Source organism: Pseudomonas sp. CDFA 610, assembly GCF_021147865.1.
Taxonomy (GTDB): Bacteria; Pseudomonadota; Gammaproteobacteria; order Pseudomonadales; family Pseudomonadaceae; genus Aquipseudomonas; species Aquipseudomonas alliivorans.
On the sequence record NZ_JAGTPM010000016.1, the window covers coordinates 29,709 to 45,972 of the forward strand.

At 59.7% G+C, this 16,264-nt stretch carries 16 protein-coding genes; 6 read left to right on the forward strand and 10 right to left on the reverse strand.

What is annotated here, in order from left to right:
• Window positions 1-276: 276 nt before the first annotated feature.
• The gene (locus KDX39_RS25295; protein WP_231662261.1) at window positions 277-714 is read right to left on the reverse strand and encodes a hypothetical protein; all 438 of its coding nucleotides are present in this window, start codon (window positions 712-714) and stop codon (window positions 277-279) included.
• A 172-nt stretch (window positions 715-886) separates the two neighbouring features.
• On the opposite strand from KDX39_RS25295, the gene KDX39_RS25300 reads away from it, so the two are divergent.
• From KDX39_RS25300 to estP, 5 genes are all read left to right on the forward strand, one after another.
• Window positions 887-1,498 (forward strand): LexA family protein, encoded by a 612-nt coding sequence (locus tag KDX39_RS25300; protein ID WP_180274356.1) that lies wholly within the window; start codon window positions 887-889, stop codon window positions 1,496-1,498.
• A gap of 148 nt (window positions 1,499-1,646) precedes the next feature.
• Window positions 1,647-1,904: a DUF1654 domain-containing protein gene (locus KDX39_RS25305; protein WP_184322181.1), complete on the forward strand. Its 258-nt coding sequence runs from the start codon at window positions 1,647-1,649 to the stop codon at window positions 1,902-1,904.
• Between the two features lie 88 nt (window positions 1,905-1,992).
• Complete coding sequence (locus tag KDX39_RS25310) at window positions 1,993-2,175, forward strand: hypothetical protein (protein WP_231662262.1); 183 nt, start codon at window positions 1,993-1,995, stop codon at window positions 2,173-2,175.
• A gap of 46 nt (window positions 2,176-2,221) precedes the next feature.
• Window positions 2,222-2,464 (forward strand): pyocin activator PrtN family protein, encoded by a 243-nt coding sequence (locus tag KDX39_RS25315; RefSeq protein WP_231662263.1) that lies wholly within the window; start codon window positions 2,222-2,224, stop codon window positions 2,462-2,464.
• Window positions 2,465-2,578: 114 nt separating this feature from the next.
• Window positions 2,579-4,510, forward strand: coding sequence for an esterase EstP (gene estP / locus KDX39_RS25320; RefSeq protein ID WP_231662264.1), 1,932 nt, complete (start codon window positions 2,579-2,581; stop codon window positions 4,508-4,510).
• An 83-nt stretch (window positions 4,511-4,593) separates the two neighbouring features.
• On the opposite strand, the gene trpE is transcribed toward estP, so the two are convergent.
• The 9 genes from trpE to KDX39_RS25365 form a co-directional block, all read right to left on the reverse strand.
• Window positions 4,594-6,075, reverse strand: a complete 1,482-nt coding sequence (gene trpE, locus KDX39_RS25325; RefSeq protein ID WP_231662265.1) for an anthranilate synthase component I — start codon at window positions 6,073-6,075, stop codon at window positions 4,594-4,596.
• 69 nt (window positions 6,076-6,144) lie between these two features.
• Window positions 6,145-6,963 (reverse strand): phosphoglycolate phosphatase, encoded by an 819-nt coding sequence (locus KDX39_RS25330; protein ID WP_231662266.1) that lies wholly within the window; start codon window positions 6,961-6,963, stop codon window positions 6,145-6,147.
• Window positions 6,960-7,634, reverse strand: a complete 675-nt coding sequence (rpe, locus tag KDX39_RS25335; protein ID WP_099228579.1) for a ribulose-phosphate 3-epimerase — start codon at window positions 7,632-7,634, stop codon at window positions 6,960-6,962. Before rpe ends, KDX39_RS25330 begins: the two co-directional genes overlap by 4 nt.
• Before the next feature lie 172 nt (window positions 7,635-7,806).
• A complete protein-coding gene (locus KDX39_RS25340) occupies window positions 7,807-8,631 on the reverse strand; it encodes an ABC transporter permease (RefSeq protein WP_231662267.1) in 825 nt (274 codons plus the stop codon).
• An 11-nt stretch (window positions 8,632-8,642) separates the two neighbouring features.
• Window positions 8,643-9,890 (reverse strand): ABC transporter permease, encoded by a 1,248-nt coding sequence (locus KDX39_RS25345; RefSeq protein WP_231662268.1) that lies wholly within the window; start codon window positions 9,888-9,890, stop codon window positions 8,643-8,645.
• A gap of 77 nt (window positions 9,891-9,967) precedes the next feature.
• On the reverse strand, window positions 9,968-11,002 hold the full coding sequence (locus KDX39_RS25350) for a polyamine ABC transporter substrate-binding protein (RefSeq protein WP_231662269.1): 1,035 nt from the start codon (window positions 11,000-11,002) through the stop codon (window positions 9,968-9,970).
• Between the two features lie 82 nt (window positions 11,003-11,084).
• Window positions 11,085-12,209, reverse strand: coding sequence for an ABC transporter ATP-binding protein (locus KDX39_RS25355; protein ID WP_231662270.1), 1,125 nt, complete (start codon window positions 12,207-12,209; stop codon window positions 11,085-11,087).
• A 309-nt stretch (window positions 12,210-12,518) separates the two neighbouring features.
• Window positions 12,519-13,148, reverse strand: a complete 630-nt coding sequence (locus KDX39_RS25360) for a response regulator (protein WP_004885362.1) — start codon at window positions 13,146-13,148, stop codon at window positions 12,519-12,521.
• Window positions 13,145-15,106: a sensor histidine kinase gene (locus tag KDX39_RS25365; RefSeq protein WP_231662285.1), complete on the reverse strand. Its 1,962-nt coding sequence runs from the start codon at window positions 15,104-15,106 to the stop codon at window positions 13,145-13,147. Before KDX39_RS25365 ends, KDX39_RS25360 begins: the two co-directional genes overlap by 4 nt.
• Window positions 15,107-15,260: 154 nt before the next feature.
• Here KDX39_RS25365 and KDX39_RS25370 point away from each other — a divergent pair, with 154 nt between their 5' ends.
• Window positions 15,261-16,226, forward strand: coding sequence for an alpha/beta hydrolase family protein (locus KDX39_RS25370; RefSeq protein WP_231662271.1), 966 nt, complete (start codon window positions 15,261-15,263; stop codon window positions 16,224-16,226).
• The last annotated feature ends 38 nt before the right edge of the window (window positions 16,227-16,264 follow it).

A 16,264-nucleotide genomic window follows, 5' to 3' on the forward strand; every position in this document is an offset into this window, starting at 1 on the left:
CAGTGGCGGCCGGGGAAATCCATGACGGTAGTCCGCCAGGGCGGGCTTCGAGGCGGGTCACGAATGACCCGTTTCAGCCGTTGCGCGGCCTGCCTTGAGCAGCAGTTCCGAGGCGCAAATCGCATATCGTGGGACCTTTTTACCCCCCTCCGGAAAGGCTGGGAAGGGGCAATTTCGGGGTGGGTCGAGTTTGACCGGACTTCAACCCGAGTTCGACCGCAGCTGTGCAATCAACCCGGATGAGCGGTGCGAAACACCGCGTGATCCGAGACGGAATCAGGCTCTGCGCGCGACCTCCTTCTTGTGGCTTCGGGAGGCGCTACGCGCAGAAAGCGCGGTCAGAACGCTTTGATGGAGCTTGTCGACCCAGTTGCGGTAGGTTCGATCGGCGCCTTCATTAATGCCCAGCAAACGCATCTGCTCGCGCATCGGCAGCGACTCCACGTAACGCAGGTTGGCGAGCTGCGCTAATTCAGGCCCTCGGCTCCTGACCGGACTGCGTGCCATCTCGGCAACAGCGGCTTCGACTTCGCTGCTTATATAGTCCATGCCGCTGCCATTGCCGATCAGCGATCGCGAGCCCGGCGTGCTGCGGGGAATATAAGCACCCCATTCCATGATCCCGGCCATCGGACTGCTCAACCCGCCACTCAGGCCAATACGATTGCGCTGCTCGCCCCAGTGCACCATCACCGCTTCTACTTCTTCGATCATCGTGTCGCTCCTGACTGTTCAGAGAACGTCACCTGACGTCCTCGAGAAAGCCAGACAATACAATCTGTATTTTTTATACACAACAAGGCATTACAATGTGTATATTGAAGAACACCCTACAGCCTGTATGATTCGACGCATGAATAAATGGTATGAAGTCGCAAGACAGGTCATGGATACCCAGCAGATCAGCCAGGAAGAAATGGCCGAACGCATGGGGGTTACGCCCGGCGCGGTCGGGCACTGGCTGAACGGCAAACGCGAGCCCAAGATCGAGGTGATCAATCGATTGCTCGGCGAGCTGGGCCTGCCAATCCTCACCACCTCGATCCCGTGGAACGAGCCAGGACAACAGAACGTTGCGCCAACAGAGCAGCCATCGCGTTTCTATCGCTACCCGGTGATCAGTTGGGTCGAAGCCGGAGGCTGGAATGAGGCCGTCGAGCCTTATCCGGTCGGTTACTCCGACACCTTCGAACTGAGCGACTACAAAGCCAAGGGCCGAGCCTTCTGGCTGGTCGTGCGCGGCGATTCGATGACAGCACCCGCAGGCCAGAGCATTCCGGAAGGCATGTTGATTCTGGTGGACACCGGCATTGAGCCGACCCCTGGAAAGCTGGTGATTGCCAAGCTCCCGGAGAGCAACGAGGCGACCTTCAAGAAACTGGTCGAAGACGCGGGGCGCTATTTCCTGAAACCGCTCAACCCCGCCTACCCCACCATCGCGATCACCGAAGAATGCAAACTGATCGGTGTTATCCGGCAGATGACCATGCGCCTTTGATCACCGTGATGATCCCCAAGCCTCGCCCAGCGAGGCTTTTTTATGCCCGGCATTCAGGGTCCTGACTTTCACATAGGAAAGGTTTGCCGCTTGCGTGGGAAATATTACTCAACTACTGTACGCACATACAGTAAAAAGGAGTTCACGCATGCAAACCCTGACACCTGAAGCCTCGCAACATGACGCCTACCTGGCGCTCGCCCAGCGTATCCAGGACTTGATCACCAGCCCCAAAGCGCAGATCGAGCACCAGGTGCTGTTAAGCAGGGAACCCGGCGAATCCCCTGTCCACTGGGAACAAATCGTCGAGCAGATCAGCGAGGCAGAAGGTATCAACGTGACGCGCAACTTCGAAAATGGCACGGTCAATGTGTCGTGGTACGTCGAATCGGCAGACCTGTACTAATACAGAACGTATTTAAATATACAAACTGTATTGCAGCTTTCCACTACATATCGTATTGTCTGTTCGCACCTCGTCATGGAGTACGAACATGCAGACCACACGACCAAAAGCACGCTGCCCGGTGTATCTGCACCCGGCAGCCTGCGACAGACATCTCATCGAGATGATCCAGCGGCAGACCGGGCAGTTCCTGGTTCTGACCAACCCCAGCAACAAGGCCACGCCTGACATCGATACGCTTCCTGCCCCGCCAAGTGGAGACGCGGCATGACGCTGCACCTTTCATTTGCACAGACACAACCACAAGGAGTCACGGAATGAACGACATACTCGACCAGCTTCGCAAGGAATTCGCCACGCCGTGCCCATCGCTGAGTGCCGTGCGCGAGCGCTACTTCTCGCACCTGTCCAACGACCGCAATCTGTTGCGCAAGATCAACGCAGGGCGCATCGCCCTCAAGGTCAGTCGTACTGGCGGCACGCGCCAAGGGCATCCCTTCGTTTATCTGCATGACCTGGCGAATTACCTCAACGGTATCGTCACGGACAGGGCCGCATGATTTACGCCAGTGATAGGCCAACCACTGGGCGGTAACTTTCGATAGCGCTGGCGGTCATGAAGAGGCTTGCTACGTTTCCTAGACATAATAAAAAACAGGAAAGGGTCTTTTCTCATGATCACGATATCAAGGCGATGGCCTTTTGCGGCCTGTCTACTTTCGCTGGCCTGTAGCTCGGCCGTCGCCGCGCCCTACTCGACCATGGTGGTGTTCGGTGACAGTCTGGCCGATGCCGGACAGTTCCCCGACACGGACGGACCTGCCGGGTCGACGCTGCGCTTCACCAACCGGGTCGGGCCGACCTATCAGGACGGCAGCGGCGAGGTTTACAACCTCAACTCGTCCACGCTCATCGGCAGGATGCTCAACGTGCCTGCCGGCGATCTGGCCGCGTCGACTTCACCGGTCAACGCTGCGCTGGGTCTGCCGGATGGCAACAATTGGGCAGTGGGTGGCTATCGGACCGACCAGGTACTGGACTCGATAACCACGCGGTCCGACGCAGTGACGCCCATCACCAACGGATCGCAAACCGTCCTGCGCAGCCGTCCCGGTTATCTGCCGGCCAATGGGTTGCGCGCCGATCCGAACGCTCTCTATTACCTGACCGGGGGCGGCAACGATTTTCTGCAAGGACGCGTACTGAGTTCCGGGGATGCCGAAGACGCTGCAGACCGGCTCGCCGACAGCGCGCAAGTGCTGCAGCAGGCGGGCGCACGTCACATCATGGTCTGGCTGCTGCCGGACATCGGCCAGACGCCCGCCCTGAGCGGCACGGTGCTGGAGTCTTTGACGTCCAGACTCAGCGCCCGATTCAACGAACAACTGGTCAGTCGGCTGTCGCAGATCAACGCACAAATCATCCCACTCAACGTGCCTCTGCTGATCAGCGAAACCCTGGCACAACCCGCGCGATTCGGCTTCGACCCCAATGAAGACCTGGTCGGCACCTGTTTCAGCGGCGACAACTGCGACGAAAGCGCCACCTTCGGACGCTCAGGCACAACGCCCGACCCCACCAAGCTGTTTTTCAATGACCGCGTCCACCCGACCGAAGCCGGTCAGCGCCTGCTGGCCGACTATGCGTATTCGTTGTTGTCGGCGCCTTGGGAAATTACCCTGCTGCCCGAAATGGCCAACAGCACCCTGCGTGCCCATCAGGACGAACTTCATGCCCAGTGGCTCACTGACTTTGGCAACTGGCAGGCGGTCGGCCAGTGGCAAGGTATCCTCTCGGCGGGCGGTCAGAAACTGGACATCGATGCCCAGGACACCTCGGCCGATGCTCACGGAAAGGGCTACAACCTGACGATCGGCACCAGCTACCGCTTCGCTGAAAACTGGCGCACTGGAGTCGTTGCGGGCGCTTATCGACAGAACCTTGAAGCGGGTCCGCGCGATTCGGATTACAAACTCAACAGCTACATTGCCACCGCGTTTCTGCAGTATCAGGCCAATCACTGGTGGGGCGATCTGGCAGCCTCTGGCGGCAAGCTGGATTACGAAAGTGCCGAGCGCAAGTTCGCGCTGGGCGTGAGCGAGGGTCAGGAGAAAGGCGATACCGATGGCGAAATGTGGGCCGTAAGTGCTCGGGTCGGCTTCGACATCGCGGGCACGGCCAGCCGCTGGCACCTGTCGCCGTTCATCAGCGCCGATTATGCGCACATCGATGTGGACGGCTACTCCGAAGAAGGCGCTCGTTCGACCGCTCTGACCTTCAGCGATCAGACTCGCAAATCCAAACGGGCAGGCGTGGGCTTGCAGGGCAAGTTCCAGGTCACGCCATCGACACAGATCTGGGGAGAAGTGGCGCGTGAGCGGGAGTTTGAAACCGATCAGCAGGACGTAACCCTGTCGCTCAACAGCGTATCGTCCATCGACTTCACGCTGGACGGCTACACCCCGCAGCGCAACCTGAACCGCGCCACGCTGGGCGTCAGTCAGAAACTCACTCAGGACCTTACGCTGCGCGCCAACTACAACTGGCGCAAGAATGATGACGTTACCCAGCAAGGAGCGAACGTGGCGCTGAGCCTGAATTTCTGATCGGATGCCGGTTGCTGACCGTTCCTGCACAGAGCGGCGGAACGATCAGCAGCTCAGGTCTCAGGCGAAGCGAGCTGGAGCGCTCACTCCGCCGCGGTCTGCTCCGCCAGCGCCACCGCCCGGAACATTGCGCGACGTTTGTTGAGCGTCTCTTCCCACTCCAGCGCAGGCACCGAGTCCGCCACAATCCCCCCGCCCGCCTGCACGTGCAACTCGCCGTTCTTGATCACTGCGGTACGAATCGCGATGGCGGTGTCCATGTTGCCGTTCCAGGCAAAGTAGCCCACTGCCCCGCCGTACACGCCGCGCTTGACCGGTTCCAGCTCGTCGATGATTTCCATGGCGCGAATCTTCGGTGCGCCGGACAGGGTGCCCGCCGGCAGAATCGCTCGCAATGCATCCATCGCCGTCAGACCTTCCTTCAACTGGCCGGTGACGTTGGAGACGATGTGCATCACGTTGGAGTAACGCTCGATGACCATCTTCTCGGTCAGCTTGACTGTGCCAATTTCCGAAACACGACCGGTGTCGTTACGACCCAGGTCGATCAGCATCAGGTGCTCGGCGATTTCCTTGTCATCAGACAGCAGGTCTTTTTCCAACGCCAGATCGGCTTCCTCGTTGGCACCGCGTGGGCGTGTGCCTGCAATAGGGCGCACAGTTATCAGGTTGTCCTCGACCCGCACCAGCACTTCCGGCGAACTGCCGACGACATGGAAGTCGCCGAAGTTGAAAAAGTACATGTAAGGCGTCGGGTTGAAGCAGCGCAAAGCCCGGTACAGATCGATGGGCGCAGCCTTGAAGTCGATGGACATGCGTTGTGACGGGACGACCTGCATCACGTCGCCCGCCAGAATGTACTGCTTGATCGTGTCGACAGCGGCTTCGTAATCACCCTGGCTGAAACTGGAGCGGAACACCGGGTCGGGCGCAGGCGGTCGATCCAGGTCCAGGCCACGACGCGGCGTAATGGGCTGGCGCAGTTTGTCCATCAATTCATCAAGCTGCTTGCGGCCGTGCTCGTAGGCATCCTGCTGCGCCGGATCGACCAACACGATGGCGTGCATCTTGCCGGCCAGGTTGTCGAACACCACAACGGCATCGGACACCATCAGCAGGATGTCAGGTACGCCCAGCGGATCCGGGTTCGGGCAGTTCGCCAGACGCTTCTCGACATACCGCACGCAGTCATAACCGAAGTACCCGACCAGCCCGCCGTTGAAACGCGGCAGACCGGCAATGGTCGGCACGTTGTAGCGCGCCTTGAACGTTTCGACGAACGCCAGCGGGTCTTCGGACTCGTGAGTTTCGATCTCGACGCCGTCTTGGGTAATGCTGACGCGGTGACCGTGGACGCGCATCACGGTGCGGCATGGCAAACCGATGATCGAATAACGACCCCACTTCTCGCCGCCCTGCACAGACTCCAGCAAATAGGAGTTCGGCTGATCGGCAAGCTTCAGGTAGATCGACAACGGCGTGTCGAAGTCAGCCAGGGTTTCGCGGGCAAGCGGGATGCGGTTGTAGCCGTCAGCGGCCAAACGCAGGAATTCTTCACGGTTCATGAGCAACCTCGTGGTTTGAGGATAAATCGGTCAGTAAGGCAACGTACCGGCAGGCCGGCCAGGAACAAGTCAGGCGCGCCAACGCCAGCGGGCCAGGGCCTTCATGACTTTCATCCAGAGTTTGCGAGTGACCACCACGATGGAATCTCTAAAGGAGGGACGTTCGATGTCGGGCAACAGTATCTCAGCGTCCTGATCCAGGCAACCGGGAATCAGCTTGCGCAGATCATCGATCACCATCGCCGGACACTCCTCGGCAATCGGGCGACCGTGGTTGTAGCCATAGCTCAACGCAACGCAGGCTACACCGGCAGCCTTGGCAGCCTGTACGTCGGTCCGCGAGTCGCCTACAAACAGGGACTGTGAGGCGGGAACACCCGCCATCTTCATGACGAAAAACAACGCCGCAGGATCAGGTTTTTTCTGGGGCATGGTGTCGCCACCGACGATCCAGCGAAAGAACCGGCCCAGCTTCATTTCATCGAGCAAGGGCGCGACGAAGCGCTCCGGCTTGTTGGTGATGAGCGCCATCTGCACGCCCATTTTCTGCAACCATTTCAGGGTTTCACGAACGCCTGGATAGACCATAGTGAACTCGTGTTTCTCCGCGTAGGCTTCCATGAAAATGTCGAGACCGCGCTCGGCCAGGGCATCATCGACATCGCTGTGATCGATGTCGTTGGCCAGCGCGCGGCGCACCAGCACCGGCGCGCCGTTGCCGACCCAGGCACGCACCGACTCGAGACCCGCCGCCGGGCGCCCGAGTTCAAGCAGCATTTTGTCCACGGCAACGGCCAGGTCCGGGACGGAGTCCACGAGGGTTCCGTCCAGATCGAACATGATCAGCCTGGGCAGTTGACCTGCGAACAGCTGCTCGAAGCCGCTCATGCGCGGGCTGACGCCAGTTCGGCACGCATTTTTTCGATCACTTCGCGGTAATCCGGAGCGTTGAAAATGGCAGAGCCGGCCACGAAGGTGTCAGCACCGGCGGCAGCGATTTCGCGGATGTTGTTGACGTTGACGCCGCCGTCGATTTCCAGACGGATATCACGACCCGACGCATCGATCAGCGCCCGTGCTTCACGCAGCTTGTTCAGCGTGCCGGGAATGAACTTCTGGCCACCGAAACCCGGGTTGACGCTCATGAGCAGGATCATGTCGACCTTGTCCATGACGTATTCCAGCAGGTTCAACGGCGTCGCCGGATTGAACACCAGACCCGACTTGCAGCCGCCCTCGCGGATCAATTGCAGTGAGCGGTCAATGTGCTGCGTGGCTTCAGGGTGGAACGTGATGTATGTGGCACCGGCCTCGACGAAATCGCCGATGATGCGGTCGACCGGGCTGACCATCAGGTGCACATCGATGGGCGCTGTAACGCCATACTTACGCAGCGCGCTGCACACCATCGGACCAATGGTCAGGTTCGGCACGTAGTGGTTGTCCATGACATCGAAATGCACGAAGTCCGCACCTGCGGCCATTACATTGTCGACTTCCTCACCCAGGCGGGCGAAGTCAGCGGAAAGAATCGATGGGGCAATAACGAAGGGCTGCATGACGCACCTGTTTGAGCAGAATCACGGTGGCGCGCATTGTACTCCAACGTTTCTGGATATGTCGCAGATGCACTCTGGATGTTTTTGTGAGGCATTCAGCGGCTAAATATCAGAAACCGCTTCATGCCTGACACAGGTCCTCCCACAATCTGGTGTCTGCTGCGCAACGGCCTCAAGCCGCCTGTGTCCTCAACTTCTCGCTACGGCCACGCAGCCACTCCAGCACCAGCAGCAACAGAACAGAAAAACCGATCAGCAAGGTTGCGGCAGCGGCAATGGTCGGGCTGAGGTTTTCGCGAATGCCGCTGAACATCTGACGCGGCAGTGTCGCTTGCTCGGGACCCGCCAGAAACAGCGTCACCACCACTTCATCAAACGAGGTCGCGAAGGCGAACAGCGCACCGGAAATCACGCCCGGCGCGATCAAGGGCAAGGTCACCCGGCGGAAGGTCGTCAGTGGCGATGCGCCCAGGCTGGCGGCCGCACGCACCAGATTGTGGTTGAACCCCTGCAGGGTCGCCGACACCGTGATAATCACGAACGGCACACCCAGCACCGCATGCACCAGAATCAGCGAGGTGTAGCTGTTACCCAGTCCAAGCGGCGCGAAAAACAGGTAGCTGGCAACCCCGACGATGACTACCGGCACGACCATCGGTGAGATGACCAGCGCCATGACCAGCGCTTTGCCGGGGAAATCGCCCCGAGTCAGGCCAATCGCCGCCAGCGTGCCGAATACCATGGCCAGAAGGGTCGCGGCCGGGGCGACAATCATGCTGTTCTTCAGCGCACGCATCCATTCGGCGGAATTGAAGAAGTCCTGATACCACTGCAAGGAAAAACCCTGCAGCGGATAGACCAGAAAGCTGCCGGAGTTGAACGACAGCGGAATGATGACCAGCACCGGCAGCACGAGGAACAGCAGCACCAGCGCGCAGATGATGCGCAGCGCGTAATACCAGATGCGCTCGATCGGCGATGTATAGGAATTCAGCATGGTGACGCTCCTCAGCTCAGACGCAGGCGGCTGGCGCCGACCAGCCAGCTATAAATCAGATACAGCACGATGGTCGCCAACAGCAGCAGACCGCCCAGCGCCGTGGCCATGCCCCAGTTGATGCTGGTGTTGGTGTAGAACGCGACAAAGTAGCTGACCATCTGATCGTTCGGGCTGCCCAGCAGGGCCGGGGTGATGTAGTAGCCAATCGACAGAATGAACACCAGCAGGCACCCGGCGCCGATCCCGGCGTAGGTCTGCGGGAAGTACACGCGCCAGAAGCTGGCGAACGGATGACAGCCCAGCGAAATCGCGGCGCGCATGTAGGTCGGCGAGATGTTCTTCATCACGCTGTAGATCGGCAGGATCATGAACGGCAGCATGATGTGCACCATCGAGATGTACACGCCGACCCGGTTGAAGACCAGCTCCAGCGGCTTGTCGATGATGCCCATCGCCAGCAGCGCGCTGTTGATCAGGCCACTCGATTGCAACAGCACGATCCACGCGGCCACACGCACCAGAATTGAAGTCCAGAACGGCAGCAGCACCAGAATCATCAGCAGGTTGCTTTGGCGTGACGGCAGGCTGGCAAGCAGATAGGCCAGCGGATACGCCAGCACCAGGCAGATGACGGTAATGACCAGCCCCATCCAGAAGGTGCGGGCAAAAATGTCCAGATAGATCGCTTGATCCGGGGTCGCGGGGGCCACTTCACCGAGGTCGTCGATGCGATGATCCAGCGCGGCCAGTACGTAATAAGGCGTGATACTGCTGGTGTTGCGGCGCACGGCCTGCCAGTACGCAGGATCGCCCCAGCGCTCATCCAGCGCTTCAAGTGCTTCTTTATAAGAGGCAGGCTCAGTCTTGAACGGCAACGCACGAGCGGTCTTGCTCAGCAGGCTGCGATAGCCGGCCAGCTCGGTGTTCAGACGCCGGGACAGATCGCCCAAGGTCGAATTCTTGCGGGTTTCAGCCAGGTCCAGGCTCATTGACTTGTAGACCGACTCGGGCGGCAGCCCTTTTCCATCCCATTTCTGGACTTCGATCACGGTGCTCGGCAAGGCAGTAACGACTTCCGGGTTACCCACGCTCTTGTAGAGCAGCGCACCGATGGGCACCAGAAACACCAGCAGCAGAAAGATCACTAGCGGAGCGATCAGTGCCTGGGCCTTCCAGCGATTGACTCGTTCTGCACGCGCGAGACGTTGCTTCAAGTTGGGGCTGGCGCCTTCAGTCAGGGGCACGGCGGTGGCCATAGCGAACTCCGGAATCTTTCAACGAAGAGGGTGTTCCCTGGATAGGGAACACCCGGATCTAACACAACGTAACGCGATTACTTGGCGGCCCAGGCGGTGAAACGCTGCTCCAGGGATTCACCGTTATCTGTCCAGAAGTCGACGTTCATCTGCACCTGATCCTTGATGTTCTCAGGGGTCGTCGGCATGTTCTGCAGGGTTTCCTTGTCCAGCAACGGAACCGCCTGAGTATTGGCCGGGCCGTAGGCAATGTTCTGCGAGTAGACCTTCTGCTGTTCCGGGCTCAGGCTGTAAGCGATGAATTTTTTCGCCGCTTCAGCATTTTTCGATCCCTTCGGAATGGCCCATGCGTCGAAGTCGTAGACGCCACCGGTCCATACCACTTTCAGGTTGCTTTCTTTCTGCACGGCGGCGATACGACCGTTATAGGCCGAGCTCATCACCACGTCACCGGAGGCAAGGTACTGTGGCGGCTGTGCGCCAGCTTCCCACCATTGAATGTTCGGCTTGAGCTCGTCGAGCTTCTTGAAGGCGCGGTTCTGACCGTCCTTGCTGGCGAGCACTGTGTAGACGTCTTTCGGCGCAACACCGTCGGCCATCAGAGCAAACTCCAAAGTGTACTTGGCACCCTTGCGCAGGCCACGCTTGCCCGGAAACTTCTTGGTGTCCCAGAAATCCGCCCAGCCGCTCGGTGCGCTGGCAACCTTATCAGCGTTGTAGGCAAGCACCGTGGACCAGACGAAGAACCCGGCACCGCAGGTCGTGATGGCGCCCGGTACATAGTTTGCGGCGTTACCCAGATCCGAGGGTTCAAGTATTTCGAACATGTCTTCGCTGCAACCGCGCGCCAGCTCCGGCGATTCGACTTCTACCAGGTCCCAGGACACGCTCTTGGTGTCGACCATGGTTTTGATCTTGGCCATTTCACCGTTGTACTCACCGGCAATGATCTTGCCATTACCCGCCTTTTCCCATGGCGCGTAAAAAGCTTTTTCCTGGGCGGCCTTGTTGGCACCGCCGAAGGAAATGACCGTCAGGTCTGTGGCTGCCATGGTCTGCGCTGCGCACATCATGCCCAGGGTGATGGCGGTGAACTTCAATGATTTCAGCATTAATTCGTTTCTCCACGAGCAGTGTTGGTAAGCGATTGGAATGGGCGATTGATTCGCCTCTGTTATTGCTTTTATCGATAGATCAATGCACTTGCTGCAAGGGGTCGAGCGCGCGAACGTGCTCGACTTGCCATCCGATGGGCACCACGTCGCCAACGCTCAGCGCCGGGTCCAGCTCGGCAATGGGCTGCTTGACGAAGAAGTCGGTCTTGCCTGCCACCTCCAGACGCACACGCACATGGTCGCCAAGGTAGATGAACTCGGCCACGCGACCCGAGAAACGATTGGTGCAGCTTTCGCTGCGGCCATTGAGGTGAATGCGTTCGGGACGAATGGACAGCGTGACCGGACCGCCCGGCTGACCCACATTGATTGCCAGCGCATGGACTTTCTCGCCGCGCTCCAGCTCGACGACACAACGGTCGCCGTCCTGACTGACCAGACGGCCGTTGAGGCGGTTGTTCTCGCCGATGAAGTTGGCCACAAACGTGTTTTTCGGCTCTTCATACAGGCTGCGCGGCGGGGCGATCTGCTGGATTTCGCCCTGGTGGAACACCGCTACACGGTCAGACATGGTCAGCGCTTCGCCCTGATCGTGGGTCACGTAAACCACGGTCACGCCGAGGCGTTGGTGCAGGTGCTTGATCTCCATCTGCATGTGTTCGCGCAACTGCTTGTCGAGCGCCCCCAAGGGCTCGTCCATCAACACCAACTGAGGTTCGAAGACCAGCGCACGCGCCAGGGCCACGCGCTGTTGCTGACCACCGGACAACTGGGCCGGGTAGCGGTGAGCGAAGCTGTGCAACTGGACCATTTCCAGCGCGCGCTTTACTTTCTCGCCAACGTCGGTCTTGCTCATGCCCCGCACCGACAGCGGGAACGCCAGGTTCTCGACAACCGTCATGTGCGGAAACAGCGCGTAGTTCTGGAACACCATGCCGATGTCGCGCTTGTGCGGCGGCACGTTGTTGATGGCACGACCGCCGAGAAGAATCTCACCGGCGGTGGGGGTTTCGAAACCGGCCAGCATCATCAGGCTGGTGGTCTTGCCGGAACCGGAAGGTCCGAGCAGGGTGAGAAACTCGCCTTTGCGAATATCCAGGTTGAGGTCTTTGACGATCAGTGCTTCGCCGTCGTAGCTCTTCTGCACACCACGAAAGCTGACCAGAACATCACCTGCTCCAGCGCTTGTATCGACGTCGCTCATTACCCACACCTTTGTTTTGTCTGCGTGGCATCAAGACTAGAACAGCCTCGAGGCCCCGGAAATCGGGGGTAAGGAGAGATTAGCCTAGGCGGGCTGGAAGGCTTGGGGTAGGGATTGCCCTACAGGGATGGCGGGGATGGATATGTCTTTGAAACTGCGCAGAACCCAGTGGAAGCGGACCGGCCGACGCTGCGCTTGTCCGCAAAGGATAGCCAACCCTGCACATCTGCGTCACTTGACCCATTTTTCGCGGACAAGTCCGCTCCCAAGGGTCGGTGTCCAGAACGCTGATGCATGTCGTTTTCAGACTCAGAGCAGCTTGTGTTCCATCGCGTATTTCACAAGATCAGCCAGCGAGTTGAGCTTCATTTTTTGCATCAGGCGCGCCTTGTGGGTACTGATGGTCTTGCTGCTCAGTGCCAGTTGCTGAGCGATGTCGTTGACGTTCGCGCCCTGGGCCAGTCGTTCGAATACCGAAAATTCGCGCTCGGACAGCAGCGAGTGCAACGGGCGGTTATCGGTGAGGCCCACTTCGAACACCATCCGGTCGGCCAACTCGGGGTCGATGTAACGCCCGCCTGCCGCCACGCGACGAATCGCCGTCAGCAGCAGCGCCGGATCGCTGTCCTTGGTGGCGTAACCTGCGGCACCGACTTTCAGGGCACGGGCTGCCATCTGCGCCTCGTCGTGCATCGACAGCACCAGAATGGCCGGCGGATTGTTCAGGGCACGAATTCTCGGGATCGCTTCCAGTCCGTTGACGCCCGGCATGGAGATATCCAGCAGCACCACTTCGCACGCCACGTGGCGTAGCGTCTCCAGCAGTTGCTCGCCATTGCTCGCCTCGCCCACCACCTGCAGGTCCTTGGCCAGACCGATCAACTGCTTGATGCCCTCACGCACGATGGTGTGGTCTTCGGCTACCAGTACACGGATCACTTTGCTCGCTCCTGTCCAGCGGGGTCCAACGGAATGTAGGCGCGCAAGGTTGTGCCCTCACCCAGCTCGCTGTCCAGCTCCAATCGGCCGCCCAGCATCAATACGCGCTCGCGCATCCCGACCACGCCGAACGACGCCGACCTGCCAGGCTCGATGACGAAGCCTTTCCCATCGTCGGCGACGGTCATGCACAGCATGTCGCGCTGAAGTGTCAGGCTGATCTCGACCGTGTGCGCCTGTGCATGACGCATTACATTGGTCAGCGCTTCCTGAAGAATCCTGAACATCCCCGTCGCCTTGGCATCGCTGAGCGCTGGCAGATTGTCCGGGACCTGAACCAGGCAAGGGATCTGCGTGCGCGCCTCGAAGCGCCGGGCCTGCCACTCGATCGCCGACGCAATGCCCGCATCGAGAATCGGCGGCCTCAGCGCGGTCGCCACATCGCGCACCAGTTGGAACAACTGCGCGATCAGCTTCTTCATGCTGCCCAGCCTTTCGCTCAGACCTGGGTCCAGATCAGCGTAAGCCAGTTCGCACATTGAGGTTTCCAGTTTGAGCACGGTGAGCATTTGCCCCAGCTCGTCGTGAACCTCGCGGGCAATTCTGGCTTTCTCTTCTTCACGCACGCTTTCCAGGTGAGCCGACAGTTCACGCAACTGATCATGGGCACGACGTCGCTCGCTGACATCGCTGAGGAAAACCACCAGATATTCCGCCTCACGAAAGCGCAGAAAGCTCAGCGACACATCGACCGGCAATACGCTGCCGTCGGCGCAGACACAATTGGTCTCGAACAGCTGCGGGCTTTCTTCCGTCGAGCGAGCGTTTTTCCACAGGTTGAGCCAGCGATCCATGTGCAGACTGGGGTCGAAATCGATCAAGGGGCGTTCAACCACCTTTCCGGACGCATAGCCGAGCATGTTCTCCGCCGCCCGGTTGGCGTAACGCACGCGGCTGTCCCAATTGACCCAGAGAATGCCGACGGTGCTCTGGTCGATGGAAAACTGCGCCAGCCGCAGCGATTCCTCCCCTTGCACCCGGCGGGCGATGTCATCGCGGGCCGTGAGCAATTCCTGCTCAAGTGCCTGCTGCTGGCGCCGCTGCCAGACCACGATGGCGAAACAGGCCAGCAGCATCACCAGCAGCAGGATGCAGAGGTTCTGCCAGAGGCCCGGTGATTCACTGAACTGCGAAGGCGTCAGCGGCATCCAGCGAGTGTGCAACTGATCCAGTTCTCTGGCCGGTATGGCACGCAATGCTTCACCAATGATATCCGCCAGTTCAGGGGCATCCCGGCGTGATGCCACCCTCAGCAACAGCGGCAAGCCGATGTCGCCCACGACCGCAAGACCCGCAAACTCGGGTTCGCGCAGCAGACGACTGAGCTGGGCTTCGTCAGCCACGGCGTAGCGCGCCTGCTGGCTTAGCAACAACTGCAGCGCCTGACGCTCCAGCGGTACGCCTTGCAGATTCAGGTGCGGGTAGTTGGTGCGCAGGTAATCGGCCGTGACACTGGGCATACGCACCGCAACCCGCGAAAGGCTGTCGAGCTTGTCCAGATCCACAGCAGTGCTGCCGTCCCGTTCGCCGATCAGCAACTGGGACACACGCAAATAGGGATCGGAAAACAGCCAGAGCTTCAATCCAGCAGGCGTCTGGGTCAGACCGGGTGCAACGTCCACCTCACCATCGGCCAGCGCTTTCTCGAGCGCAGCCTGATCAGGGAAGTTTCGCCACAGCAGCTCCACAGGCAGCGTGGCCGCCAGGGCGTTCATGAACTCGACGTTGGCACCCGACAACTGCTGCAGGCGCTGATCGAACTGCGCGTAGGGCGCACGCAGTACAAGGCCGACGCGCAGCGGGACATGCTGTCTCAGCCACTCGCGCTGCACCGTGTTCAATTGAGCACGCGCAGCAATGTCAGGCGCATCGAGCTGTGCATTTGCCGTCTGCGCCATCAAGAGCACAGACAGGCAGCCGATAAAACCGATGCGCCGAAGACGAGTTAGCAACGTGTCGTTCTCATGTAGAGGTCATGCGCCCAGGCTCACGCCTGACAAAAGCCGATCAACCCATTAGGCTGCCGGTATAGTTTCTGGCTTGGAATATCCGATGTCCCACACCATTCGCGCAATGTTTCCTGCATTGTTTTTGTCATTGATCGTCCCTTGTGCCCTGCCCGTCCTGGCAGCCGACGCGCCAAAGGACGCTGCCAAAGATGCGCCCGTAGAACGTGCACCACTGCCCAGTCGAGCGCAGGAAGATGCCATCGCGCTTGAGCGTCAGTTGCCCAAAGAGGATCAGCAGCAGTTACAGGCGGGCGACGAAAGCTTTCTGGCGCTCTGGAAACCGGCCAACACCGATGAGCCCAAAGGTGCCGTCATTATTCTGCCTGGCGCAGGCGAATCGCCGGACTGGCCCGACGTGGTCGGCCCGCTGCGACGCAAGTTCCCCAACGTTGGCTGGTCCAGTCTGAGCGTTACCTTGCCGGACGCACAGGATAATGCGCTCATGCCCCGCGAGACTGACGCAGCGACCGGCGACGCCAGTGCTGAAAAACCCAAGGAAGCGCCAAAGGACGCGCCCGCTAAAGATGCGGCCGCCGAGGCAGAGGCCCAGGCCAGTGCCGACACGGCCAAGGCAGCGGCTGATGAAGAACGCAACAAGGCTCAGGCCGAACGCGTGTTTGCCCGTATTGATAGTGCAATTGCCTTCGCGCAGCAGAACAAGGCGCACAGCATCGTATTGCTCGGCCACAGTAGCGGCGCTTATTGGGCGATGCGCTACATGAGCGAACGCCCATCGCCTCTGGTGCAGAAACTGGTGATGGTGGCCGCACGCGAACCACTCGACACCCCACCGTCACTGCTGGACATGGTGCCCACACTGAAGGTCAACACAGCCGATTTCATCTACAAGAACCCGCCTCAACAGGCCGCAACCGCCCGCCTGCAAGCCAGTAAACGCGAGAAGGGACCGGGGTTTACGCAAATCGGGCTGATCAACATTGCAGGCAATGCAGAGACCGAGCAGGAACAGCTGTTCCGCCGGGTTCGCGGCTGGGTAGAAGCCAAATAAGGCCCGTGATGCTGCTTACTGTCTTGAGACGCGTTGCC